Here is a 26,127-nt window from a genome sequence, read left to right on the forward strand (position 1 = left end):
CCGGGTATAAGGATAAAGATTATGAATACGCCAATGGTATCGGCCAAAAATCTTGAAATGGCAGCCTATTATGATGAACTGCCTTATCAATCCTACTCCTTTCCGCAATCAACGCCGGAGCATATGGAGGCGGTTGCGCATATTTTTGGATTGACAACGCCCAAAATTGCTACAGCAAGGGTGCTGGAGCTTGGCTGTGCAAGTGGTGGCAATCTTTTGCCCTTTGCCGCACGTTATCCCAATGCCCGGGCTGTGGGGGTGGATATTTCCAAGGTCCATATTGGGCAGGCAAATGATATGCTCAAGCGCACAGGGTTGAAGAATATCCGCTTTGAGCAGAAAGATCTGAGTGCAATTGATGCCTCGTTCGGAACTTTTGATTATATTATCTGCCATGGTGTTTATAGCTGGGTACCGGAAGAGGTGCAGGATGCTATCCATCGTATTTGTGCACAGTGCCTGAGCGCCACAGGTGTGGCTTATATCAGCTATAATGTTTATCCGGGCTGGAAAACCCGTGAGATTGTTCGTGATGCCATGCTTTATCGTGGCGGCGCACGCCAACCATTGGAACGCTTGAGTTTTGGCCGCGGCATGATTGACTTTATGCATAAAGTGGCGGTGCCGCAGTCTGCCTTGAAAGTGGCTCTTGATGAGATCAAGCCGCTGATAGACAGGTCAGCTCCTTATTACCTGCTTCATGATTTTCTTGAGCCCGTCAATATTCCGGTTTATTTTCACGAGTTTACAGCACGTGCCAAAGTGCATGAGACAGCATATCTTGCGGATACGACTGTGAGCACTATGTTTGCCTCCAATTACAGTGCCGAGATTGCGGAACCGCTGCTTAAGGAATGCACCACGCAAGCAGAACTTGAACAATATCTTGATTTCATCTCAAACCGCACATTCCGCCAGACTTTGCTGGTACGCGATAGTCAGGCCTCAGCAATACAATATCGCCTGAACAGCGCACGTTTTGATAAGCTCTCCTATGCCGGTTTTTTTGAAGAACAGAAAGAGCTCCGGCAGAAGGATGATCCGGCAAATAAGAAATATTATCGTTCGCTGATCGGCTCAATTTTTATCACGGGCCTGAGCGGGCATGCGATTGCTGAGGCGCTTAATGAAGCATGGCCGGCAACTCTTAGTTTTGATGCCTTGCTTGAGAAGATTGTTAAAAAAACCACACTTAGTAAAGAAGACTGCCGGAAAGCTTTGCAAGGTTTCGCTGAAGAAGGCGTTATCAAAGGTTATCTGCGTTTTCGCAAGACACCGGTTGAATGTGCAACACAGCTTGACGACAAGCCGGCAATCAATGCGGCTTTAAGAAAAGTGCTGCAAGGGCTTAAAATCCCCTCCGTTTGTGTATGGAACAACTGGCATGAGCCAGTTAGCCTTGAGGGGCTGGAAGTGCTGGTTGCCAGTCGTCTCGATGGTTCGCGCACAATAAAAGATCTTGTACGCGATATTGACAAATTACTTGATGAACACAGCCGGAAACCTGATGAAAAACTGGCCGCACTCATCAAACCAGAAGAACTGAAAACTGATCTGGAAAAGAAAATCACCGCTATTCTCAAGCGCATGCAAAAAACCGCAATTCTTGAGAAAAATTAAAGGGATATTTTAAACGGCTGGCCAGCTGTATCAGCATCGGGCGGGATATATTCACTTTTGATGTGATATTGTCTGGCAGGATTGTCTGAATATTCGTGGCCACTCTATGGCCTGCGCTTTAGCTATGGCTGCTTGCTTTTTTAATGCGGTGTTACATCCGTATGATTTTGTAATTGCCTGCACCGCTCCCTGTTCGCACAAGCGGAAAGGAAGCGGTGTGAGTTCAAATTCTGATATTATTAATTTCCCAAAATGGCCGGCAGGCGCAGTCCCTGTTTTTTTGCCCAGTCCAGTGCAATATCATAACCGGCATCAGCATGGCGCATCACACCAGTTGCCGGATCATTCCACAGCACCCGTTCAATCCGGCGCGCCGCATCTTCTGTCCCGTCACAGCAGATCACCATGCCTGAATGCTGCGAAAAGCCCATGCCGACACCCCCGCCATGATGGAGCGAAACCCATGTGGCACCCGATGCGGTGTTGAGAAGCGCATTGAGCAGCGGCCAGTCAGACACCGCATCAGAGCCATCCTTCATCGCTTCCGTCTCACGGTTTGGCGAGGCAACAGAACCGCTATCCAAATGATCACGGCCGATAACAATCGGCGCTTTCAATTCGCCATTTTTTACCATTTCATTGAAAGCCAGGCCAAGGCGATGGCGATCCCCCAATCCCACCCAGCAAATACGCGCAGGCAGCCCCTGAAATTCAATGCGCTCTTTAGCCATATCAAGCCAGTTATGCAGATGCTTGTTATTAGGCAATAATTCCTTCACCTTGGCATCGGTTTTGGCAATATCTTCCGGATCACCGGAAAGGGCTGCCCAGCGGAACGGCCCGATACCGCGGCAAAATAACGGGCGGATATAGGCCGGCACAAAACCCGGAAAGGCAAAGGCATTTTCAAGCCCTTCTTCCAATGCCATCTGGCGGATATTATTGCCGTAATCCACTGTTGGAATACCGGCATTCCAGAAATCAAGCATCGCCTGAACCTGCACTTTCATAGAAGCGCGTGCGGCTTTTTCAACCGTTTTCGGGTCGCTTTCCTGTTTTTCGCGCCATTCAGCAACACTCCAGCCAATCGGCAAATAACCATGCACCGGATCATGCGCCGAGGTCTGGTCTGTTACAATATCAGGGCGAACACCACGCCTGACAAGTTCCGGATAAATTTCTGCCGCATTGCCGATAAGTGCAATGGATTTAGCTTGCCCCGCGGCTGTCCACTCGTCAATTTTAGCCAGCGCCTCATCAAGACTGTGGGTTTTTTCATCAACATAACGGGTGCGCAGACGAAAATCCGCGCGGCTTTCATCACATTCAACCGCCAAGCAGCAGGCACCGGCCATGACTGCGGCCAAAGGCTGTGCGCCGCCCATGCCGCCAAGGCCGCCTGTCAATATCCATTTGCCTTTAAGATTGCCGTCATAATGCTGGCGGCCTGCCTCAACAAAGGTTTCGTATGTGCCCTGCACAATACCCTGCGCGCCGATATAAATCCATGAACCGGCAGTCATCTGGCCATACATGGCAAGGCCTTTTTTATCCAGTTCATTGAAATGATCCCAATTTGCCCAATGGGGCACCAGATTGGAATTGGCAATCAGCACGCGGGGCGCATCCTTGTGGGTGCGAAATACGCCAACCGGCTTGCCCGATTGCACCAACAGGGTTTCATCCTCCTCAAGGGTTTTGAGCGTTGTAACGATGCGGTCAAAATCATCCCATGTGCGCGCGGCACGGCCAATGCCGCCATAAACCACCAGTTCATGCGGACGCTCGGCCACATCCGGATCAAGATTATTCATCAACATGCGCAATGGCGCCTCGGTGAGCCAGCTTTTGGCGTTGAGCGTGGTGCCGTGGGGGCTGCGGATTTCGCGCTCATTATGGCGTGGGTCAGACATGGTTTTCTCCTCCGGATTTCAAATCTGCGGCAATGGTTTCTAGCCGCTGCAAAAGGGTTTTAAGAGGAACGCGTAGCCTCTCGGCTTTGGCTTCATCATAAGCAAAGGGGGGTGTTTCACTTTCCAAATGCGTTGATTGAGCCAGTTCCATCTGGATAGCATGCGTGCCTTGCTCAGGCTTGCCATAATGGCGCGTCGTCCAGCCGCCTTTAAAACGGCCATTTAAAATCGAGCTATAACCGGCAGCCTTGCCTGTCACATCAACTGCAAGCGCTTCAATTTCCGGCGCACAGGTTTTACCCATATCCGTACCAATATTGAAATCAGGTAGCCTACCTTCAAACAAAAATGGAATATGTGAACGGATTGAATGGCAATCATAGAGAATTGCCACGCCATGAATTTTCTTCACACGCTCAATTTCTGCGGCAAGTGCGTCATGATAGGGCTGATGAAAGCGGGTTAAACGATCTTGAATATCATCTTCTGTCGGCTCTTCGCCCTCTTTCCAGATCGCATGGCCATCAAAATCTGTTGTTGGTATCAAGGTTGTTGTATTCTGCCCCGGATAAAGGCTGACACCTTGCGGGTCACGATTGGCATCGATGCAATAACGATGAAATGTTGCACGCACCATTGTCGCATTAGCAAGCAAACCATCATAAAGCCTATGGATATGCCAATCCGTATCCGCAAGAATTTTGCCATTATCATTAAGACGCGCAAAAATATCATCCGGTAAATAAGTGCCGGTATGTGGCAAACCAAGAATAATGGGGGACGACCCTTGTTTAACCTCAAAGGCTTGCATTTTATGCCTCCAATACAGGCAGAATACCATGACTGATGCTGGCATTGAATGAGCCGTCAGCAATCAGGGCGCTTGCCGCTTTAAGATCATTGGCCATGTAGCGATCTTCATGCAGTGTCGGCACTTTTGTGCGCAACACAGCAATGGCGCTTTTTAATTCAGGGCTGGTTTCAAGCGGGTGCCGCAGTTCAACGCCAAGCGCACCGGTTAATGCTTCAATACCGATAATGGCATTGAGATTGTCGGTCATTGGCAGTAGACGACGCGCACCGTGGCAGGCCATGGAAACATGATCTTCCTGATTGGCGGAAGTAGGGGTGGAATCCACCGATGCCGGATGCGCCATTTGTTTATTTTCGCTCATCAAGGCGGCCGAAGTAACTTCGGCAATCATCAGGCCGGAATTAAGCCCCGGTTTGCGGGCGAGAAATGCCGGCAAGCCAAAAGACAAAGCCGGATCAACCAGAAGTGCAATGCGGCGCTGTGCAATGGCACCAATTTCACAAATCGCCAGTGCAATCTGATCGGCAGCAAAAGCCACCGGTTCCGCATGGAAATTGCCGCCAGATACCGCTTGTCCGTCCGAAAGCACCAGCGGATTATCAGTCACCGCATTGGCTTCAACTGCAAGGGTGCGGGCAGCCTGGCGCAAAATATCAAGGCAGGCGCCATCCACCTGTGGCTGACAGCGGATGCAATAAGGATCCTGCACCCGCTGATCCCCTTCCAGATGGCTATCGCGAATGGCGGAACCGGCAAGCAGGTGACGCAAGGCACCGGCCGTATCTATTTGCCCTTGATGGCCGCGCAATGTGTGAATATCGGGATGGAATGGCGCGGTGGAGCCCATAGCCGCATCGGTTGAAAGCGCACCGGTGATCAATGCTGCCTGCAAGGCACGATGAGCGCGAAACAGACCGGCCAGCGCCAGTGCAGTGGAGGTTTGAGTGCCATTGATCAGCGCCAGCCCCTCCTTGGCGGCCAGCACCACCGGAACAAGACCTGCCTGTTTTAGAGCTTCTGCCCCTGAAAGACGCATGCCTTTATAAAAAGCTTCACCTTCGCCAATCATCACCGCACTCATATGGGCAAGCGGTGCCAGATCGCCGGAAGCACCCACTGAACCCTTGGCTGGGATCATTGGCGTCACGCCTTTTTCCAGCATATCCTCTATGAGCCTGATCACTTCAAGGCGCACGCCGGAAGCACCGCGCCCCAGCGAAACCAGCTTCAGCGCCATGATAAGGCGAACAATTTCCTCGTCCAGCGGCTCGCCCACGCCACAACAATGCGACAGAATGAGATTGCGCTGCAAAGTGGCAACATCTGCCGGTGCAATACGAATGGAAGCCAGTTTGCCAAAGCCGGTATTGATACCATAGACCGGCGTGTCACCGGCGGCGATTTCCGCAATGCGGGCAGCGGCTTTTTCAATCGCAACATGAAAAGCTGTATCGATACGCACGCTTGATTTTTCACGGTAGATTTTCTCAAATGTGCCAAGAGAAACACTGCCCGGCTTTAAAATAAGTGTCATTTGCTGCTCCATCAGGGCGTTGCCCACAAATTATTACGTCAGATACGGCCTTTAAAAACCCGCTTCCACAGCGGGTTAAAACCCATATGGTAAACAAGCTCGGCAGGGCGATCGACATTCCAAATGGCAAGATCAGCATCCTTGCCGGCCTCAAGCGTGCCGGTTTGCGCCAAAATACCAAGCGCGCGTGCGGCTTCACGCGTTACACCGGCAATGCATTCATCAACCGTCATGCGAAATAAGGTTGCGCCCATATTCATGGTCAAAAGCAGGGAAGTGAGCGGCGAAGTGCCCGGATTATTATCGGTAGCCAGCGCCATTTTTGTGCCGGCAGCGCGGAAAAGCTCAACCGGCGGTTTTTGTGTCTCACGGATGAAATAATAGGCACCGGGAAGCAAAACCGCGACTGTGCCGGCTTTTGCCATCGCTTCTGCCCCGGCTTGATCGGTATATTCCAGGTGATCGGCAGATAAGGCCTGATATGAGGCGGCAAGGGCTGCACCATGCAGATTGGAAAGCTGATCGGCATGGAGTTTTACCGGCAAATTATACGTTTTGGCCGCATCAAAAACACGCGCTATCTCATCCGGCAGAAAGGCAATATTTTCACAAAAACCATCCACCGCATCGGCCAGATGTTCCTCTGCAATGCGCGGCAGCATGTCATTGATAATTTTATCAAGATAGGCCTGCTTATCGCCGTTCATTTCCGGCGGCAGGGCATGGGCGCCGAGAAAAGTGGTGCGCACCGCTATATTGCGTTGCTCTGCCAGTTTTCGTGCCGCGCGCAATGCCTTTATTTCATTTTCAGTATCCAGCCCATAGCCGGATTTAATCTCAACCGTGGTGATACCTTCGGCAATCAGCGCATCAAGGCGTGGCAGAGCCTGGCGCAGCAGATCATCTTCACTGGCAGCGCGCATATTCTTAACCGATGAAATAATACCACCACCTGCACGTGCCACTTCTTCATAAGTTGCCCCATTAAGCCGCAATTCAAATTCATGGGCGCGGTTGCCTGCATGGATGAGATGGGTGTGACAATCAATCAAACCCGGCGTCATCAGCCGGTTTTCACAATCGATTATCTTGCAATTATTTTTAAGAGCAAGGGGCAGATCATTTTCCGGCCCGACATAATCAATCTGCCCGTGGGAGGTTAATATTGCGCCGTTCTCCATGTATGAATTGCCCTGAACATTTTCACTCATGCTTAAGATACGTGCATTGCGCCACAGAACCGGAACAGTCGACGGGGCTGTGACACTGTCTGTGTTGTCTTGCATAGCAATATCCTCCAATAGATTTATATGTATATACATATTTGATGAATGGCAAGATAGATTATAAAACTGCAAAAATACCGATGGGGGAGAGTGTTTTGCGTGCAAGCGGAGATAAAAAAGCGCGGCCTGCAAGACCGCGCCTGTTTGCATGCATATAATGAGAAATGAATAATTATTACGGCTGCGCAGCGCCTGTCGAGATTTCCCATGCGATACGGGCTATAAACCGTGCTGCCAAACGGGCGGTGCGGGCATCTATATCATATTGGGGGTTAAGTTCGGCAATATCCGCAAGGCGGAGCTTGCCGGTTCTGGCCAGTGCTTTAATCACCATTTCAACCACAGCCGGCTGAATGCCAAAGGCTGCCGGTGCGCTGACTCCTGGTGCAATAGCGGCAGGCAGACAATCCATATCAATTGTCAGGTAAAGATGATCAGCGCCGGCTGCAAATTCATATAGTTTTTTTAGGAAAAATGCGCTGTTTTCAAGTGTCATTTCGTCATCATAGACAATAGAGGCACTGAGTTCTCCGGCTCTTTCAAACAGGCTTGCCGTATTGGAAAAAAGACTGGCGCCAAGGCATATATAATTGAAAACCCATCCTTTTTTATCGCACTCCTGTTTCATTTGCAGAAAAGGCGTGCCGGAACTTGGGCATTTATCTGCGCGGATATCCAAATGGGCATCAAGATTGATAATACCGATTTTTGGGGCTGCGGATTGCTCTTGATCAAGATATTTGGCGAGCGCAGAAAAACTTGCAAAGGCAATCTCATGACCGCCGCCAAGAGCGACAGGAAAAGCGCCGCTTTTCAATATGTTGCTAACATTTGCGGCATAATGTGCCTGCGCATTTTCCAGTGCCTCACCATGGCATATAATATCCCCGTGATCCTTGAGTGACAGCTGTGGCCATGCCGGAAGATTGGCAAGTGCTGCGCGTATGGCCGCAGGTCCTGCCGCCGCACCAATGCGCCCGCCATTGCGCCTTACCCCCTCATCACAAGGAAAGCCGACAAGTACAATATCGCCCTTGCCGGTTTGCGCATCTGTTGCAATGATCTGGTGCCAGCGCCGTCCGGAAATGCCCTCTGCAATATCCGTGCGCCCTGTCCATATATATTTTCCCGCTTCCTCTGATGGCTTCATATTATTGTGCTCCCGGCCGCAATATCCATATGAGTTGCATCACATTTGTAGGCAGATTAATATAAAATGTACATACATATTAATGGATTGTAGGACAGATATATTCGCAAAAATGCGCTTGTTCCGCGACCAGATGTTTTACTTTTTTGTAATGAAGAGGCTCTGCTATCAATATTGTGGCACGTCCGGCAAAAATAGAAATGCAGGAACGGCTTTGGGTACTTGCCTTGCTGCATTGTGCGAATGCACAATCGCTTCCAGTTTCCGGTTCATAATCTTGCGGAAATCTATCCGGATTGAGAGCCAGAGCTTTTAGGGTAATGATTGCATTATGCTGCCCGCCATTTCTCCAAATTGCCATTTATCAGGCCTGTCATTTTCCTGGATTGCAGATTAATGAAATGCCAATATCTGCATAAAATGACAAGATACGGATAATAAAGATGAATCGCATATCTGATGATCTTCTTGTTGATAAGATGATCACTTTCTTACACCAGCAAGGCGCCACACTTCAAATTCCGGGTATAGGATTTGCAATTGTCCGACAAGGCAAAATTCTCTGTACAAAGGGTATAGGCGTTTTGGAGGCAGGCAAGGACGAACCGGTTACCGCAGATAGCCTGTTTGCTATTGCCTCATGCTCCAAAGCTTTCACAACCACCTTATGTGCCATTTTTGCAGAGCAGGGAAAACTGGACTGGGATCGCCCTATTAAAGAAATATGGCCTGATTTTGCCTTAGGCTCACAGGAAATCAGCCGGCAGGCAACATTGCGCGATTTATGCTCTAACCGTACAGGTATCGGTCAGGCAACAGCGGTTGAATATGGTTCTGTTCTCTCCTTTGATGAGGTTGTCAATACTGCCGGTAACGTGCCTTCAATTGCTCCGTTCCGCGATCGTTATGCCTATTCCAATTTACACTTCACAATCGCTGCCGAAGTGTGCAACCGGGTTCATGACAAGAATTTTGCCGAAGCGATGGCTGATTATATTTTCACGCCGTTACATATGAAATCTGCATCGGCAAATCGTCCGGATCTGGAAAATGATCCCCGTTTTGCGCGTCCTCATATACGCAACGGGGATAAGATGCAGAAGATTAAACCGGATAATCTTTCCAATCTTATCGGAGCGGGCTCTATATCACAAAGCCCTAATGATGCAGCACAATGGCTGCTGTTTAATCTAAATGCACATCCCCAGGGTAAAATGGTGCTTTTTCATGAAAAATGTGCAGAACTGTGGCGCATTCAAGTCCGCACAACACCGGATAATACATTTCTCGGTTACGGGCTTGGCTGGCGTATTGGAAATGGCAATGATATGCGCATTGTAGACCACACAGGTTCCATAGGCGGGGTCCTTTCCATTACACGGCTTGTTCCGGAAACAGGTTTTGGCATTTTTATTTCCATCAATGCCAGCGGCGTAGAGGTTGAGGATTTCCGTAATGCTGCCGCTGATCTTGCTGTGGCTCTTGATCGCGGCCATGCAGATGATGCGCAAAAACTATATTTGCAGGCCGCAGAAAAGCTCGCTCAAAAGCAATCGCAATATCGCAAATTTGTCTGGAAGGATCTCAGGCCTGCTGCTGTCAATTCGGCAATTACCGGCCTTTATGACGGAGGGCCGATGGGCATATTGCGCATTCAGGAGCGGTACGGGCAGCTGACAACTTCTTTGGATCTTCTGCCTGATTACCAATATTGCATCATGCAGCCTGACAATACCGGTGCCTATGCATTGCGCTCGCTGGAAACGCCGGAACATTGGTGGGGTAAAGACGATAAAATTCCGGTGCTTGTTCCCTGCGCTGATAATGAAACGCTACACTGGAAACATATGTGGTTTGGCGATTGCACATTTCACCGGATATCCGGGGAAAATGACTGTTAGTGCATTGTCCGGTTTTAACAAATGCGTATCCGGTTGTTTCGGAGATAGTCTAAGCATGTTTGCGGCTTGATTGTTGTTACAAGGCGCTAAAATAATTTACCATCTTTCTCTGACGGGTCACTCTCTAATGGAGCAGTGACTTGTCAAAGACAGACATATTCATAAATTCTCCGTCATATTCAGCCAGATAAACCAGCCCTTTGCGGTTCAGATAATCCACTCTGCCGGCTTTGAAAAGCAGAAGGCCTTCTTCACGTAATTCCCGCAGCATACGGTTCATATGAATGGGGGTGAGGCCGAGTGCCTCAGCAAGCTGATATTGGGTGACAGGGCAGTTAAAGCCATCTTCTCCGCCCATGCCGCAGGCCTTGGCTCTGTCGCCCAGTTCCAGCAGCAAATGTGCTGTTCTCACCAATGCACTGCGACAGCCTATATTGGTTAAATGCTCAATAAGCAGCGAACGCTGGCGTGAAAACAGCTCGATCAGAATAAAGCTGAGACCCGGGGCTTGCGTTATGGCCTGAGCAAGAGAATTGAGAGGGATCTCAAAAACACTCATCGGCGTGATTGCACAGACCGTATTATAGCTGTAACCGGCAGCGGTGCGCAGGCCGACAAAATCACTGCGCATAGGAAAATCAAGAATCTGCCGCTCCCCGTTGGAAAGATCACGATAAACGCAACCCCAGCCATATTGCACAAGATGAAAACTGCGTATCCGGTCGCCTTGCGTAATGACGATACTATCTGCATCAAGCTGGCGCTCTTCAACCTGCAAAGCCGATAAGGCGGCCATCTCATCGGGTTTGAAATTTGCGGAAATAGGCGGGGCTGTGAGAAGCTCGATGAGCGTTTTGGTCGCGCTGTTCAGCTGCGGCGTTTTAGAATGCATAGCCCCCTCCTTTTATTTTAAATCAAATGATGTAGCCCTTACCCCTATTGGTTTATACCAAAATTACTTTCAATATTTATAAAATTTATTGTTGCTAACTTAGGTTAAGGACAAGCTTAGTCCATAATCGCAATAATTCAAATTATCAGCACTCGTTTTATTTAAACAACATACTGCCTTACCGCAGATGCCTGTTGTTGTGTCCAAAACAGCCTGACAACGGCTGAAAATATAAAAATACAGTGTAAGGGAGGAACGGGAGAATGCAATTCAGGGCAGCTTCCGGAAGCGTCGGAGCCGGTGAGTTTGGCGAAAGCAGGATTATGCGTGCAGAGCATAGTCCGGAGAAACATCTTGTTTTGATCTGCAAAAGCAATCTGGACCGGGAATGTTTATATAATGGCTTGCTGGTAACAGGGCTCCGTTTGCCGGTTATATGTTATGAAAGCCTTGAGCAGGGTGATGCGGAAAATCGCGGCATGAATGCCGCAATATTTCTGCTGCATATCGGCGCGAAAAAAGTGACCGATCCTGAAATTATGGCAGAGATTGAAACCATCAAAACCGAATGGGATCCGGTTCCGGTTATCTTATTGTCGGAGCGGGAGGAATGGGCGCAGGTTATGAGTGCGCTTGAGCTTGGTGCGCGTGGTTATATTCCCACTTCCGTTGGCATCAAAGTATGTGTGGAGGCGGTGCATCTGGCCATGGCGGGCGGGATTTTTATACCCGCAACCTGCCTTGCAGAAAAAATGCAGCCGGTGAAAGATACCCCCCATGAGTTAAGTGGTCTGTTCACGGCACGGGAAATTCAGGTGATACAGCTGTTACGTCAGGGAAAGGCCAATAAACTGATTGCCTATGATCTTAATATGAGTGAGGCAACAGTGAAGGTTCATATGCATAATATTATGAAAAAATTTGGCGCAACGAACAGAACAGAAGTGGCTTACAAACTCAATACTCTGTATCACGATGCTTTTTGAGGGCGTTTTTTAAAGGGCGCTTGCACTTTTGTGCAGGAGTGGAACATGTCCACTCCTGCGGAATGAGAGCGGGTATCCTATTGACTCGGACTCTCATTCTTGCCGAAACGGAAGATATGAAAACCTTCCATTATTTTGCGCGCAGGCGGCGTAGAATAGGTTTCCCGCTGTTTTTTGTTCACAACAGGATTGCCGCTGGCATCAAGATAAAGCACGATCCATCTGTAATCGGACAATGCATGATCAGGGATGGATACTGACAAAACCTGATGCTGAGCCCATTGCGCCACCGGTTGCGCTGGCTGCTGACGTGCCGCCGAGAAGGCCGGTGCTGGAATTGGCAACTGCGCCTGATTGCCCGGACACTCCTGAGCTGTAAAGCGAGGCGGAGGCACCGGTACCGAAGCCCGGTACAACAACACCGCCGCCGATACCGCTGGATGTGGCCCAGCCATTGGTTGTGCCGTAACCCTGAGCACTGGAGCCTGCGCCAAACAGGCTGCCACCGCTAACAGCAGACCCGCCCATGGACTGGCCGACAAATCCGCCGCCCCATTCCACGGTCTGGGCTGCAGCCGGCAATGTGCCGGCAAGAGCCAGTGCAGCTACGGCTGAAAAAGCAAAAATCGTTTTCATATTCATATCCTCCAACTGTTATGGCAAATCTCCCGTTTGCCAGATATATCTTTGGCGATATACCCCGCTGCCCATGGCCGTTGATAAGCTGAAACCATGGGCAGAAGGCTATATCCACACATGCAGTTTTTGCTGAGTTGCGGATGATTTTGTGCTTGGTCTGGTTATGCATCCTGCCGGTCTTCACATGATCGGACGGGGGCAGAACCAGGCGCGTCCTTTCTGCGGATCGTTGCGCAGGGTGCACCCCTTAGCTTCCAGATCACTGCTGGTAAGGCCAAGGGCTTTGGCAGAGTAAGTGCGTTTTTTGCCGGCAGGGGCGGGTACAGATGCCGCCTGACGCCGTGGTGCTGCCGCGGCTGCCGGCTGTACTGTACGGTAAGACACTTGCCGTGCAGACAAACCCTGCGAAGGGCAGACCACACCGGTTGCATTGAGCGCGGCGCGCACTTCCTTATTCAGGCATACCAGATCAAGGGCTGCATTTTTGTGCCCCAGTCCTGCCAGAGCGGATGCATAGGCGCGCCGGTTACATTCCCGCATTTCATAGGTTGACCCAATGCCGAAACCCCAGCCGGTTGCACCGATGCCGGCGCTTGCAGAGCCGGCGCAGGAATGTACGCCTGCCGCAACCAGACCGGGTGAAATTGCCGGCACTGTGGTTCTCACCTTGTTTGGTGATGTGCTGGAACTGCCGATTGCAATGGCGGTTGCACCGGATTGTGAATTGGAATTGGCATTATTGTCGATTGTCAAAGACTGCGCCAATGCGTTGCCACCGGTAAAGCTGATAATACCAGCGCACAACAGGATACCCAGTTTAGCCATAGCTAACTCCTTTCCGGGGCGTATAAAACGCCCGGCTCGTGTGGCTTTGAAAGTGGTTTGATGATTGAATACCAACAAAGCTTGAGCGGCTTTGCTGGCATTGATTGTATGTAAATTTTTGCGGTTTGAAGGCTATAAAAAAGGATAGAGTTTTTAAGGAAAATGGCGGGGTAAATGTATAAACCGGATGATCCGGCCCGCCTTATTGTTTAGAAAAATTTACGGATATAGTGCTTTTCAGGCCGTACTAAACCTTTGGTCTTAATACGGTTATGTATTTTATTGCCTGTTATTTTTCTGCAGGCTTTCCTTATCCAGCAATTGGCGTTTGCGCTCCACACCCCAGCGATATCCGGACAGGCCGCCATCATTGCGCACAACGCGGTGGCAGGGCACGATAACAGCAAGCGGATTGGCTGCACAGGCGCCGGCAACAGCACGTGCGGCCCGGGGCATGCCGGCAAGGCGGGCAAGTTCTGCGTAGCTCACAGTTTGCCCGGGGGGGATCCGGCGCAAGATCTGCCAGATTTTTTGCTGAAAAACGGTTCCGTGAATATCCAGCGGCAGCGTAAAATGGTTTTGCGGCTGCTCAATAAAGGCAATACAATGATCCAGCGTGACAGAAAAAGCGGCATCGGCAGGTTGAATCTTCGCTTTGGGAAAACGCTGCTCAAGCTCATTGCGCAATAATTCAGGATTATCGCCAAGCAGAATGGCGCTGATGCCTTTATCTGTTGCTGCAACCAGAACCTGCCCCAGAGAGCAGGGGGCGATGGCATAATGGAGCATGATGTTCATGCCTCCTTTTTTATAGGCAGATGCGGTCATGCCAAAGGGTTTGTTTTTAGCGGCATAGAAATTGCTGCTTTCATTATAACTGGCCTGGTAAATGGCCTCAGTGACTGAAATATCGCCTTTATTGAGTGCGTTTTCCAGTTTTTGCAGGCGTAATGACTGGGCATAATTTTTGGGCGTGATGCCGGTAATCTGTTTAAAAAGCTTGTGAAAATGTGAAATACTGAAACCGGAAGCGGCGGCAAGCCGGCTCAGATCAGGTATTGTTTCACTGTCACGGATCAGGCGGCAGGCATTTTCGATAATACGGGTTTGTTGTTGCTGCAAGGTTTCTGCCTGCTGCGGATGACAGCGCAGGCAAGCGCGAAAACCTGCCTTTTCAGCCTGCTGCGACGTGTCAAAAATTTGTGTATGTTCAGGCTTTGGCCTGCGTGACGGGCAGGTGGGGCGGCAATAAATGCCTGTGGTGCGGATTGCATAGACAAACAGGCCGTCTGCCGCGCTGTCGCGTTGCAGCACAGCCTGCCAGCGCGGGTCATTTATACATGTTTTTATGTTTAAACTGACAGGTTTGTGCACGCTTGCCGCCTTTCTGTTTGGGGCAAAATATCTTGAATGGCAGAATGCAGGATATTGCATGAAAAAGCGCGATACACCGCAAATCTTATTTTCAAATCAGGCGGCTTTTCTGAAAGTCAGATTAATGCGGCAGCGGCCGGTCAGCGGATGTTCGCCGTCTTTCAACGGCATGATGCCGTGATAAAAGAGCCGGGAGGCGCCGCCCCATACAACAATATCACCATGATACAGACGATATTTGTGTATGGGGTCGGTACGTTTCAAACCGCCGAACTGGAATGTGGCAGGCAACCCCAATGAAACCGAAACGATCGGATGTTCAGGGCTTTTTTCATTCTTGTCCTGATGCAGGGAAAGTTTGGTTTTTGGTTCATAACGGTTGATGAGACAGGCATCGGGTTTGAACGCCTTATAGCCTGCCTTTGCTGCAGCACTTTGCGCCAGTTGCAAAAAACAGGCGGGCATAGCCGGCCAGTTCCGGCCGCTCAGCGGATCAAGCGCACTATAGCGGTAGCCGCTGGTAGTGCTGATCCAGCCTAGTGAACCGCAATTGCTCATGGCGACTGACATAGTATAGCCGCCAGGGGTCTGCATATGGCGCAATGGTGCCTGTGCTGTGATGGTTGCTAATGCTGCAAGCAGCTCTTCTTCTGCCTTCAGCGCCTCGCCGCGCAACAATAATGCGCCTTCAGCCAGTTTTTCCTGCTGAAGAGGGGGCGGCAAAATTGCTGAAAAAAGATCCTGCATAATTATAAACCGGATGATTGTGTGAATGATTGTATTTATAAACCAGATGCGTGTGAATGGAAAAGGAGAAGCAGGTTTTATCGGCTAAAAAATCAAATTCTCATTTTCCGTGAATGGTAAAATCAATCTCTCAGCGACAGGAAATTACACGAATCTTCCTGGCAAAAATGCCCGGATTCCTGCGTCTGTATTCATCGAATTTATGCATGGCTCTATGAGGGGTGTGCATATCGGGCGGCGAAAAAAGCAAAAACCAGCAAAATGCAGTTTTATTGCGCAAAATGACGTAAAAATAACATCTGATTTTAATAAATGCGCAGCTTGCTTTTCATTTCGTATAATGAAAGGCTCTTGCAAGGAAATGAAAAATGCCGGGGCTTTGCCTTCTCCTGTGAGGGGCAGGGTGAACCGGCATGACGGGAAATGACGATAATACTGCAGGAGCGTGCATGGTGTTTTATGCACTATCATTCTGCAGCAGCATGAAGGGGGAGGGCGTATCCATGGCTGCAGGCCGGATGATTTTTGCCGACAAAATTTTATATAATGGTACCATCTGGTGCGGTTATGAAGAGGGAACCGCAGAGGCTCTGGCCATCTGGCAGGGCAAGGTGCTGGCCAGCGGCAAGCGCGAGGATGTGCTGCAGTTTCAGGGGGAGGCAACCGAGCTGATTGACCTGCAGGGTGCCTTTGCCACGCCCGGCCTGAATGATGCCCATCTGCATTTGATTTCCACCGGCCTTTCGCTGAAGAGAATTGATGCAACACCCGCAGCCCTGCCAAGCCTTGCGGCATTGCAGCAGGCAATTTCCGCCAAAGCAGCAACCCTGCCCAAAGGCGAATGGATTATGGCCCGCGGCTATGACCAGACCAAGCTTGATATTGGCCGCCACCCGCATAAATCGGAGCTGGATCAGGCAGCGCCTGATCATCCGGTATTTTTGACACGCGCCTGCGGCCATGTTTCTGTTGCCAATTCCCGTGCATTGAAACTGGCCGGTGTTGATGAAGATACGATTGTGCCGGAAGGCGGCCTGATCGAAAAGCAGAATGGTGTTTTAACCGGTTTGCTGGCGGAGAATGCACAGGATCTGATACGCGCTGTTATTCCGGCACCGGATGAAGAGCAGATTATTGAGGCGATTGAAGATGGCGGCAATATGCTGCTCTCTTATGGTATCACTTCCTGCATGGATGCTGCGGTTGGCCAGATTGCCGGCTATAAGGAAATCCGCGCCTATAATATTGCCAAGCGTGACAACCGCCTGCCTGTGCGCACATGGCTGGTTTTGCTTGGCGATCCGGGAAAATCCGTGGTGCCGCAATGTTATGAGAGCGGGCTGGTCTCCGGTGTTGGCGATGATATGCTGACAATCGGCGCGGTTAAATTATTTCTCGATGGTTCGGCGGGCGGTAAAACCGCATGGATGTCTGCCCCCTATCAGGGAGGGGATGTGAACAATACCGGTGTGCAAATTCTCAGCGATGAGGAATTGCAGGCCATGGTGATGGATGCCCATGCCAAAGGTTATCAGCTTGCCTGCCATGCCATTGGTGACAGGGCGATTGAGCAATTAATCACAGCCTATGAAAAAGCTCTTGCTGCCTGCCCTGATCCGGATCGCCGCCACAGGATTGAACATTGCGGTTTTTCCAGCGATGCACAGCATCAGCGTATGTTGCAAGCGGGTATTTATCCCTGCCCGCAGCAGGTTTTCATCTATGATTTTGGCGATGCCTATATTTCGGTTCTGGGGGATGAGCGCGCCCGTTCAAGCTATCCGCTGAAAACCTGGTGCGATCTTGGCTTTAAACCGGCAACCGGCAGTGACAGCCCTGTCTGCCATCCAAACCCGTTCCCCAATATTTATACAATGTTGACCCGCAAGACATGGAAAGGCACTGTGATGGATGAAAACCAGTGCGTTTCTATTGAAAAAGCTTTGCAGGTTTATACGGAATACGGGGCGTTTTCGCAAAAAATGGAACATGTGAAGGGGAAACTGGTTGCCGGTCAGGTTGCTGATATTGCCGTATTCTCACGTAATATGCTGGAGGCAACACCGGAGGAAATTCTCAATGACACGCAATGCATCATGACATTGCGCGGCGGTGAGATTGTGTTTGCCCGCTAAAAGGCGGCAAGCTTAGCATTGTGCTTTAAAAATAATAAATTCCAGAAGAGGGGTATATCAATGATAAAACATTTTGCCTTGATCCCGACAATGGCGGCATCCTTGCTTGCCGGCGTTGTTATGAATGCAGCCGCACAAGAGCCGCGCCATGGCGGCACCATCAATTTTGTTGCGCCTTACGGCTCAAGTTTTGGCACGCTGGATAATCAGGCAACCACAGCGACACAGGATGAGTTTCCGACCAAAGCCCTGCATCGCCGCCTTTATGCATGGGATGGCAATGCCAATAAGCCGCAGCTTGATCTGGCAACAGATGTCACTGTTTCAGAAGATAAGCTGACCTATACATTCAAGCTGCGTCAGGATGCATATTTCCATAATGACAAGCAGATGACAGCGGATGATATCATCTACAGCTATAAGCGTGCGATGACGCCGGGCAAAGCCTATATCGGTGCCCGCTATATCAGCAATATTAAGGGGGCTGATGCCTATTCGGAAGGCAAGGCACAGGATATTGAAGGGCTGAAAAAGATTGATGATTTTACGCTGGAGATCACCCTCAATGAGGCGCTTGATCCGGGGTTCATCTTTATGCAGCCAAGCACGGTGATTTATCCGGATGGTGAGGCGGATAAAGACAGTTTCAAAAGCCGCCCTGTGGGGCTCGGGCCTTATAAATTTGCCGAATATGTGCCAGGCTCCCGTCTGACTGTTGAAAAATGGGATAAATTCTATCTCAAAGACAAACCCTATGCAGACAAGATCAATATTATGCTGATGGGGGAAGCTGCAGCCCGTGATGTTGCCTTCCGCAATAAGGAAGTGGATGTTTCGGTTCTCGGGCCTGCGCAATATGTAACCTATAAAAATGATCCGGAATTGTCGAAGAATATTCTGGAGGTGGCGGAAGTCTACACCCGCGTTATGGGTTTCAATCAGGATGTCAAACCGCTGCAGGATAAACGTGTGCGTCAGGCGATCAATTATGCGATTGATTCTGACCTGATCATCAAGCGTCTTGCCAAGGATAAGGCTTATCGCGCTGTCAGCTGGCTGCCTTTGTCTTCCCCGGCTTTTGATAAGGATGCGAAACCTTATCCTTATGATCCGGAAAAAGCGAAAGCCCTGCTTGCGGAAGCCGGCTATCCGGATGGCTTTGAATTTGAGGTGACGGCAACCCAGAATGAAAGCTGGGGGCTGACAATTGCCGAAGCCATTATTCCGATGCTGGATAAGGTTGGCATCAGGCTCAAAACCAAGCCGGTGGAATCTGCTGTCTTGTCTGAAGTTGTGCCGGCCGGCAATTTTCAGGCCTTTATGTGGTCGCTGGGGAGCGGGCCGGATCCTTTAACGGCCATGCAGTGCTTCTACTCCAAGACGCCGCAATCTTCCTGTAACTATACCAAATTCAATAATGCTGAATTTGACAAGCTGTATGAAGCGGCACAGAAGGCGGCATCTGAAGATGAGCGCAATGATCTGCTGCGACAGGCGAATAATCTTGTACAGGATGAGGCACCATACTGGTTCTTCAATTATAACAAGGCGGTTATGGCCTATCAGCCATGGCTGCATGGCCTGCAGCCCAATTCCGCCGAGCTTGCAATCCAGGCTTATGAAGATCTCTGGGTTGACGACAGCGTGCCCGCCGGCCGCTAAATCCGGCGTTGTCTGAAGTTTTGGAGACATGTCGGAGAGCATATCTGTGCTCTCCGTCTTCAAGGCTTTTGCAACGCATCCGGCCACGGCCGGAAAAAGATTTTAAGTCTTTGACATGCAACAGGAAGGGCAGGCAGGTTGCTTCGATTTATTATCAGGCGGGTTTTGCAGATGATACCGACCATTCTGGCCGTATCATTGCTTATCTTCGTTATTTTCAGTGTTATTCCGGGAAGTTTCACCTCCAGTCTTATTGCTGACGGCAAGGGGCGGAATGATCCCAAAGTTGTTGAACAGATGAATAAGGAATTCGGCCTTGATAAGCCGGTTTATGAGCGGTTTGGCACTTATATTGTCAGCCTTGTGCAATTTGATCTGGGGAAATCCTTTCGCACACGCCAGCCGGTAACACAGGTGCTGATGGAACGCATGTGGCCAACGATAAAACTGGCAACAGCTGCGATGTTTCTTGCTGTTTTAATTGGTGTGCCGCTCGGATTTATCGCGGCACTGCGCCCGGGCAGTATTCTTGATACGGTGACAATGATTGGCGCGGTCTCCGGCCTGTCGCTGCCGCAATTCTGGCTCGGCCTGCTGCTGATGTATTTCTTTGCGCTCAGTCTTGGCTGGCTGCCAAGCTTTGGTTATGGGGATGGCGGTATCCGCAATCTTATTCTGCCTGCTGTGACCCTGAGCGTTGCCCCGCTTGCCCTGCTTGCCCGCACCACGCGTGCCGCTGTGCTGGAGGTGATGGGCGCAGATTTTATCCGCACCGCACGTTCCAAGGGTATGAATGCCTATCGCCTTGTGATCTGGCACTTGGTGCGCAATGCGCTGGTTTTGATCATCACAACGGTTGGTTTGCAATTTGGCTCCCTGATGGGGGCTGCCGTGGTGATTGAAAAATTGTTCTCCTGGCCGGGTCTTGGTTCGCTTCTGGTGGATAGTGTATCCATGCGCGATATTCCGGTGGTGCAGGGCGCTATTCTCATGATCGTTTTGTGGTTCCTGATCATCAATACGGTTGTCGATATTCTTTATGCGGTTATTGATCCGCGCATCAGCCATGAGTAGCCCCATGAGATTACGTTTCAATTTGTTATTTGGCGGAATATTGTGCGCGCTTATTGTGACCGCTGCAGTTTTTGCGCCGCTTTTAGCGCATTATGATCCTGTGCTTGATGCAGATCTGATCAATGCGGAACTGCCGCCGGACGGTGATTTCTGGTTTGGTACCGATGCGCAGGGGCGTGATGTGTTCAGCCGTGTGCTTTATGGCGCACGTGTTTCGTTGACTGTCGGCGTGGTGTCGCAGCTGATCAATACAATGATCGGCCTGACATTTGGCATTTCTGCCGGTTATATTGGTGGCCGCTGGGATGATTTTGTCTGCGGCTTAACCAATTTGATGCTCTCCATCCCGTCATTGATTTTTGCATTGGCAATTATGGCTATTCTTGGCCCCGGCCTTGGCAGCCTTTTGATTGCTCTTGGCATGACCAACTGGTCATGGACCTGCCGCATTGCGCGTTCTTCTGCTTTGTCGTTAAAAAAACAGGGCTATGTGCAGGCAGCAAAAACACTGGGCTATAGTGATATTCGCATTATGATCACCCAGATTTTGCCGAATATGATCGGCCCTATTCTGGTGATCGGCACACTTGGCATGGGGGATGCTATTCTGGCCGAAGCGGCTTTGTCCTATCTGGGGCTTGGTATTCGCCCGCCATTTCCAAGCTGGGGCAGCATGCTGACAGATGCACGAGAACTGATTGCAATCGCACCATGGGCGGCGATTTTTCCAGGGCTGGCAATTTTTCTCACTGTTCTTGGTCTTAATCTTTTTGGTGACGGACTGCGTGATGTGCTTGATCCGCATATGAGGAGCCGCAAATCATGAGTGAGACGCCGTTATTAGAAGTCAAGAACCTTCATATTGATATGGTTTCCGGCGATACCCGCTTTAATGTGGTCGAGAATGTTTCATTCGCGATTGGAGCGGGGGAAACCTTTGGCCTGGTTGGTGAATCAGGTTGCGGAAAATCCATTACATCCTTGTCGGTTATGGGGCTTTTGAACCGTCCGTTGCAGGTCAGTTCCGGTGAGATTCTGTTTAAAGGGCAGGATTTGCGCAAATTAAGCAATCGCGATATGCGCAAGTTGCGCGGCAGCCGTATTGCCATGATTTTTCAGGAGCCGATGACGGCGCTGAATCCGCTGGCAACCGTTGGGCGGCAGATTGCGGAAATGTTTGTGCTCCATCAGGGAGCAACATGGCATGAAGCGGAGAAAAAAGCGGTGGAGGCGCTGGCGCAGGTGCATGTGCCGGCACCGGAAAGCCGGGTGAAAAATTACCCGCATCAAATGTCCGGCGGTATGCGGCAACGGGTGATGATTGCCATTGCTTTGGCCTGCAATCCGGATCTTTTGATTGCCGATGAGCCGACAACCGCGCTTGATGTGACTGTGCAGGCGGAAATTTTGAAACTGATGCAGGAATTGTGCGCATCGCGGGGCACAGCTGTGTTGATGATCAGCCATGATCTTGGTGTGATTGCCAAAATGTGCAAGCGCATCGGTGTGATGTATGCCGGTCATCTGGTGGAAGAACAGGCCGTGACGGATTTGTTCAACCATCCGGCGCATCCCTATAGTCATGGTCTTTTAAGCTCGCTGCCGGTTTTGGGGCAACGGCAGCCTGATAAACGCAAGAAACTGCAGGAAATTGAGGGGGTGGTGCCCTCTATCTCGGCATTTCCCAAAGGCTGCCGTTTTCAGCCACGCTGTGCGCGGGCAACAGATATATGTCTGACGCAGGTTCCGCCGCAAACAGAGCTTGAAACGGGGCTTGCCGGGAATAATGGAAATATTGCTCCGGCAGGCGGTTTCGTGAGGTGTTATCATCATGAGTGATCAGAACACGCCGCTGTTGCGTATTGAAAATCTTAATGTTCATTTTCCGGTTGCTGCCGGCTTGTTTCGCAAGTCCAGACAGGCTGTGCGGGCAGTTAATAATTTCAGCCTTGATCTGCATAAAGGCGAATGTCTTTCCATCGTGGGGGAGTCCGGTTGCGGCAAATCCACCCTGGGACTGACAATTCTTGGCCTGCAAAAACCAACTTCAGGGGCTATCTATTTTGAAGGCAGGCTGATCACCGGTGATAAAGGACCAGGCCGGCTTGAACGGGCACAGATGGCGCAGATGGTTTTTCAGGACCCTTATGCCTCACTTAATCCGCGCCAGACAATTTATACATCTCTTGCCGCACCACTGCGTTTGCAGGGTGTGACGGCAAAATCCGAACTCAATGACCGTGTGGAGAAAACGATGCGGCTGGTGGGATTAAAACCCGATCAGGCCAGGCGTTTGCCGCATGAGTTTTCAGGCGGTCAGCGCCAGCGTATCGGGATTGCCCGCGCGCTGGTTCTCAACCCCAAAGTGGTTGTGCTTGATGAGCCGGTTTCGGCACTTGATGTGTCAATCCGTGCGCAGATTATCAATCTTCTGTTGGAGCTGAAAGAGGAATTGCAGCTGTCTTATATCATGATCAGCCATGATCTTAGCGTGGTTGAACATATGAGTGACCGTGTTGCGGTGATGTATTTCGGCCAGATTGTTGAGCAGGGTAACTGGCAGAGTATTTTTGCCAATCCGACACATCCTTATACACGCCGTCTGATGAGCGCCATTCCTGATCCTTTTGCAATAGTGAGGGGGAAAGAACTGGTAAGGCAGCAGGAAGCGCCGCCACCGCCGCCTGGATATGATTATTACCCGCGCGAATTTGGCACACATGATGTCTATAGTATGCCGCCGGCAACTGAACTTCACACAATTGCGCAGGCGCATCAGGTGCGTTTGATTGCCCGTTGAGTGCCTGTTGCAAATTGGAAGGTAATCATGTGAGAAGATAAGAAAAGGCCATGATCCGCATCACGGTTCATGGCCTTTCATTATCAATTATATTGCAGTTGAAAATATGGGGGCAGGCAAGTGTCAGTACGCCGCAAACTGGATGTAATTTTACAGCGCCTTGAGGATCGTAAGGCGACAGAAGCTGTTTATGTGAAACTCTATCCTGAAACAGCGCGTAAGGAAGCAGATGCTGCCGATCAGCGTGCGGCACGCGGTGAGACGCTGGGCCCGCTTGACGGTAAAATTGTATCAATCAAGGATTTGTTTGATGTAGCGGGCGAGCCGACCCTTGCCGGTTCAATCATTCGCAAAAGCGCTGAACCGGCTTCTGAGGATGCTGTGATCGTGCAGCGCCTGCGCAAGGCCGGCGCCGTTATTATCGGTAAAACACATATGACCGAGTTTGCTTTCACGGCAACCGGTCTTAATCCGCATTATCGGGTGCCGGGCAATGCTTATGATGCCCGCCTTGTTGCCGGCGGTTCCTCATCGGGTGCTGCGGTGAGCGCGGGGGAAGAGAGCTGCGATATTGCCATTGGCTCCGATACCGGTGGTTCAGTGCGCATTCCGGCTGCACTGAATGGTGTTGTCGGTTTTAAGCCGACTTATGGCCGCGTTTCTCTGGAAGGCGCTTTTCCCCTGTCACCGAGCCTCGATTCTGTAGGCCCTTTGGCTAAAACAGTTGCCGCCTGTGCCGATGCTGATGCAATCATGGCCGGAGAGCCGCCACTGCCTTTGCCGGATATTGATATTGCCAGCCTTAAAATTGGTATTGCACAGGGTATTGTGCTGGAGAATATGGAAGATGATGTTGCCGCGGCCTATCAGGCTGTGCTGGACAAACTCAAACAGGCCGGCGCGGCTTTGGCAGAGTGTAGTTTTGATGCACTGATCAAGGATTTGCGCACAGGGCCGAATAATGGATCATTGGTTGGTATTGAGGCTGCAAAAATTCACAAGAATTGGCTTGCCGCCCCGTCTGCTCCGGTTGATGTGCGTGTCAGTGAACCATTACGGGATCGTCTGACAGTAGCAGATGCTGATTATCAGGCATTATTGGCCTTTCGCGGCGAGCTGGTAAAACGTGCGGATGAGATGATGGCGGGTTTTGATGTTGTCCTGATGCCGACAACACCGGTCAAGGCGGTGGCTATTGCCAGCGTGGAGGCGGATGAAGCGGCATATGACCATTTTGAAACGCTTTATTTGCGCAATACCCAGATCGTCAACCAGTTTGCGATGACCGCTCTCTCCATTCCTATGCTGATGCCGGAACGCCCGGCCGGCTTGATGCTTGTTGGCCGCAATGGTTCTGACCGTAAAATTCTGGCAATTGGCGCTGCCTTTGAAGCCCTGTTGAAAGCATAAAAATGTTTCACGGGAATCATTAAAGTTATGAGACGCCGCAACGGGTAAGTGTTGCGGCGTTTTCAATTTCGTATTCTTTATATTAATATCAGCGCTTCAATTCGCGTTCCGGCTGCACCACATAAATCAATACAGCCAGAATCGACATATAGAATTTGAATGCAGCATCCTGACCGTTCCATGTTTTTGATTGCCACATCAGGAACCATTCACCGCCAACAACCATAAAGCCGACAAACCAGACCAGAAAGCCGATTGTTGCGCCGGCGATGGTCCAGTTTTTAGCGGTATTAAAAGCGTCAGCGGATTGATTGCGTGTGGTGAGCAATTTAATGCCGCCGATCAGAAACAGAATAAAGGTGAGTGTCTCACCGGCAATGATAATCCAGTAGCCAATGTGCCATAAAACAGGTGTGGTAATGGCGCGATACATGGCAGCATTGCCGGGAAAAGTCGTATCCATGCTGAAAACGTGCTGAACAAAGGCAAAGTTCGAGCCGTAATCAGTGATATTATTAAAAGACACCATAAAGGCGAAGGCTGACAAAGCCAGCACCAAAACAGCTTTTGAAAGACGTGTAATCACGGTTTTTGTCCTGTTACTGCAAATGTTCCGGCGCTGAACCGGCCGGAAGCATTCGATTGAGATTAATCTTCAGAATTATGTGCAGAATCGGAAAAGCAGGCCACTGTTTTTAAAGTCTGGGCGCATCACTCACATATATGATCCGCAGAAGGCGGATAATTCAATTCTAATCTGTATCAGCCTATCTATATGCAGATAATGTAATTTAACGGTAATTTGAGCTTCAGGGAAGGGCAGATGAATGACAGACAATATATATCGTGTGGAATTATCCAAAACCGCGGCAATCTGGGCCGGACAGAATGGCTATAATATTGCTCTGGCCAATTTGTCTGAGGCTGCTTTGTCGCTGTTACAGAACGGGGACTTTCTTGAAGTTGAAAATCAAGGCGGAGAGGCTGCTTTATTCAGCATAGAGCGCAAAATCGTAAAAGTTTCCCGTGACGGAGCATTAACCGTCCGGCTCTTCCTTGATTATCCGGCACATTGATTCTGTATTTTTCCATGCATTTGAGTCGGATCTGTGGGGTTTGGAGGCGGTTTTGGCTGCTTGATTTTGATATATGAGATGTGTTTGAGGGGGTGATTTTGGGTTTTTGAGGCGGTTGTGTGCTTGTTGCGGGAGATAAAACAGGGAAAAGAACAAATTTTGTCATAAAATATGGATAAATGGCATTTTTGAGTGTTGACAGTTTTGTTTATGGGGGTCTATATAGCGCCACAACGAGGGCGGCCTTGCTGCTAGCGGCAGGGAGTTTCGCCTCTGCGATTGGTTGATT

General features: G+C 50.2%; 23 protein-coding genes. 11 read left to right on the plus strand and 12 right to left on the minus strand.

Features of this window, described 5'->3' with window-relative positions:
* Window positions 1-21 precede the first annotated feature (21 nt).
* Window positions 22-1,620 (plus strand): methyltransferase regulatory domain-containing protein, encoded by a 1,599-nt coding sequence (locus tag ACSTTO_RS01230; RefSeq protein WP_439271282.1) that lies wholly within the window; start codon window positions 22-24, stop codon window positions 1,618-1,620.
* A gap of 239 nt (window positions 1,621-1,859) precedes the next feature.
* Here the strand turns inward: ACSTTO_RS01230 and hutU are convergent, their stop codons facing one another.
* The 6 genes from hutU to ACSTTO_RS01260 form a co-directional block, all read right to left on the minus strand.
* Window positions 1,860-3,533 (minus strand): urocanate hydratase, encoded by a 1,674-nt coding sequence (gene hutU, locus ACSTTO_RS01235; protein ID WP_439271283.1) that lies wholly within the window; start codon window positions 3,531-3,533, stop codon window positions 1,860-1,862.
* Window positions 3,526-4,344 (minus strand): N-formylglutamate deformylase, encoded by an 819-nt coding sequence (hutG, locus tag ACSTTO_RS01240; protein ID WP_439271284.1) that lies wholly within the window; start codon window positions 4,342-4,344, stop codon window positions 3,526-3,528. Before hutG (ACSTTO_RS01240) ends, hutU begins: the two co-directional genes overlap by 8 nt.
* Window position 4,345: 1 nt before the next feature.
* Window positions 4,346-5,881 (minus strand): histidine ammonia-lyase, encoded by a 1,536-nt coding sequence (gene hutH / locus ACSTTO_RS01245; RefSeq protein ID WP_439271285.1) that lies wholly within the window; start codon window positions 5,879-5,881, stop codon window positions 4,346-4,348.
* 38 nt (window positions 5,882-5,919) lie between these two features.
* A complete protein-coding gene (gene hutI / locus ACSTTO_RS01250; RefSeq protein WP_439271286.1) occupies window positions 5,920-7,167 on the minus strand; it encodes an imidazolonepropionase in 1,248 nt (415 codons plus the stop codon).
* Window positions 7,168-7,342: 175 nt separating this feature from the next.
* Window positions 7,343-8,317, minus strand: coding sequence for a formimidoylglutamase (gene hutG, locus ACSTTO_RS01255; RefSeq protein ID WP_439271287.1), 975 nt, complete (start codon window positions 8,315-8,317; stop codon window positions 7,343-7,345).
* Between the two features lie 79 nt (window positions 8,318-8,396).
* A complete protein-coding gene (locus ACSTTO_RS01260; protein WP_439271288.1) occupies window positions 8,397-8,678 on the minus strand; it encodes a hypothetical protein in 282 nt (93 codons plus the stop codon).
* 82 nt (window positions 8,679-8,760) lie between these two features.
* On the opposite strand from ACSTTO_RS01260, the gene ACSTTO_RS01265 reads away from it, so the two are divergent.
* A complete protein-coding gene (locus tag ACSTTO_RS01265) occupies window positions 8,761-10,218 on the plus strand; it encodes a serine hydrolase domain-containing protein (RefSeq protein ID WP_439271289.1) in 1,458 nt (485 codons plus the stop codon).
* Window positions 10,219-10,342: 124 nt separating this feature from the next.
* Here ACSTTO_RS01265 and ACSTTO_RS01270 read toward each other — a convergent pair whose 3' ends face one another.
* Window positions 10,343-11,110, minus strand: a complete 768-nt coding sequence (locus ACSTTO_RS01270; RefSeq protein ID WP_439271290.1) for a Crp/Fnr family transcriptional regulator — start codon at window positions 11,108-11,110, stop codon at window positions 10,343-10,345.
* A gap of 263 nt (window positions 11,111-11,373) precedes the next feature.
* On the opposite strand from ACSTTO_RS01270, the gene ACSTTO_RS01275 reads away from it, so the two are divergent.
* Window positions 11,374-12,096 (plus strand): LuxR C-terminal-related transcriptional regulator, encoded by a 723-nt coding sequence (locus ACSTTO_RS01275; RefSeq protein ID WP_439271291.1) that lies wholly within the window; start codon window positions 11,374-11,376, stop codon window positions 12,094-12,096.
* A 243-nt stretch (window positions 12,097-12,339) separates the two neighbouring features.
* On the opposite strand, the gene ACSTTO_RS01280 is transcribed toward ACSTTO_RS01275, so the two are convergent.
* The 4 genes from ACSTTO_RS01280 to alkB form a co-directional block, all read right to left on the minus strand.
* On the minus strand, window positions 12,340-12,732 hold the full coding sequence (locus ACSTTO_RS01280; RefSeq protein ID WP_439271292.1) for a hypothetical protein: 393 nt from the start codon (window positions 12,730-12,732) through the stop codon (window positions 12,340-12,342).
* A 183-nt stretch (window positions 12,733-12,915) separates the two neighbouring features.
* Window positions 12,916-13,560: a hypothetical protein gene (locus tag ACSTTO_RS01285; protein WP_439271293.1), complete on the minus strand. Its 645-nt coding sequence runs from the start codon at window positions 13,558-13,560 to the stop codon at window positions 12,916-12,918.
* A gap of 279 nt (window positions 13,561-13,839) precedes the next feature.
* Window positions 13,840-14,910 (minus strand): bifunctional DNA-binding transcriptional regulator/O6-methylguanine-DNA methyltransferase Ada, encoded by a 1,071-nt coding sequence (ada, locus tag ACSTTO_RS01290; protein WP_439271305.1) that lies wholly within the window; start codon window positions 14,908-14,910, stop codon window positions 13,840-13,842.
* Window positions 14,911-15,030: 120 nt separating this feature from the next.
* Window positions 15,031-15,681, minus strand: a complete 651-nt coding sequence (gene alkB, locus ACSTTO_RS01295; RefSeq protein WP_439271294.1) for a DNA oxidative demethylase AlkB — start codon at window positions 15,679-15,681, stop codon at window positions 15,031-15,033.
* Between the two features lie 503 nt (window positions 15,682-16,184).
* Between alkB and ACSTTO_RS01300 the strand changes: the two genes are divergently transcribed.
* The 7 genes from ACSTTO_RS01300 to ACSTTO_RS01330 all read left to right on the plus strand — a co-directional run bounded on the left by ACSTTO_RS01300 (window position 16,185) and on the right by ACSTTO_RS01330 (window position 24,762).
* Window positions 16,185-17,816, plus strand: a complete 1,632-nt coding sequence (locus ACSTTO_RS01300) for an amidohydrolase (RefSeq protein ID WP_439271306.1) — start codon at window positions 16,185-16,187, stop codon at window positions 17,814-17,816.
* A 60-nt stretch (window positions 17,817-17,876) separates the two neighbouring features.
* Complete coding sequence (locus ACSTTO_RS01305; RefSeq protein ID WP_439271295.1) at window positions 17,877-19,478, plus strand: ABC transporter substrate-binding protein; 1,602 nt, start codon at window positions 17,877-17,879, stop codon at window positions 19,476-19,478.
* A gap of 138 nt (window positions 19,479-19,616) precedes the next feature.
* A complete protein-coding gene (locus ACSTTO_RS01310) occupies window positions 19,617-20,552 on the plus strand; it encodes an ABC transporter permease (RefSeq protein ID WP_439271296.1) in 936 nt (311 codons plus the stop codon).
* A 4-nt stretch (window positions 20,553-20,556) separates the two neighbouring features.
* Window positions 20,557-21,378, plus strand: coding sequence for an ABC transporter permease (locus ACSTTO_RS01315; RefSeq protein WP_439271297.1), 822 nt, complete (start codon window positions 20,557-20,559; stop codon window positions 21,376-21,378).
* Window positions 21,375-22,391 carry an ABC transporter ATP-binding protein gene (locus ACSTTO_RS01320; protein WP_439271298.1) on the plus strand — a complete coding sequence of 339 codons (1,017 nt, stop codon included), beginning with the start codon at window positions 21,375-21,377 and terminating at the stop codon, window positions 22,389-22,391. The genes ACSTTO_RS01315 and ACSTTO_RS01320 overlap by 4 nt, the downstream gene beginning before the upstream one ends.
* Window positions 22,384-23,352 carry an ATP-binding cassette domain-containing protein gene (locus ACSTTO_RS01325; protein ID WP_439271299.1) on the plus strand — a complete coding sequence of 323 codons (969 nt, stop codon included), beginning with the start codon at window positions 22,384-22,386 and terminating at the stop codon, window positions 23,350-23,352. Before ACSTTO_RS01320 ends, ACSTTO_RS01325 begins: the two co-directional genes overlap by 8 nt.
* 120 nt (window positions 23,353-23,472) lie before the next feature.
* Window positions 23,473-24,762: an amidase gene (locus ACSTTO_RS01330; RefSeq protein WP_439271300.1), complete on the plus strand. Its 1,290-nt coding sequence runs from the start codon at window positions 23,473-23,475 to the stop codon at window positions 24,760-24,762.
* An 88-nt stretch (window positions 24,763-24,850) separates the two neighbouring features.
* Here ACSTTO_RS01330 and ACSTTO_RS01335 read toward each other — a convergent pair whose 3' ends face one another.
* A complete protein-coding gene (locus tag ACSTTO_RS01335) occupies window positions 24,851-25,348 on the minus strand; it encodes a DUF2165 family protein (protein WP_439271301.1) in 498 nt (165 codons plus the stop codon).
* 241 nt (window positions 25,349-25,589) lie between these two features.
* Between ACSTTO_RS01335 and ACSTTO_RS01340 the strand changes: the two genes are divergently transcribed.
* A complete protein-coding gene (locus ACSTTO_RS01340) occupies window positions 25,590-25,838 on the plus strand; it encodes a hypothetical protein (protein ID WP_439271302.1) in 249 nt (82 codons plus the stop codon).
* The last annotated feature ends 289 nt before the right edge of the window (window positions 25,839-26,127 follow it).

The organism is Pseudochrobactrum albidum, assembly GCF_051851455.1.
Classification (GTDB): Bacteria; Pseudomonadota; Alphaproteobacteria; order Rhizobiales; family Rhizobiaceae; genus Pseudochrobactrum.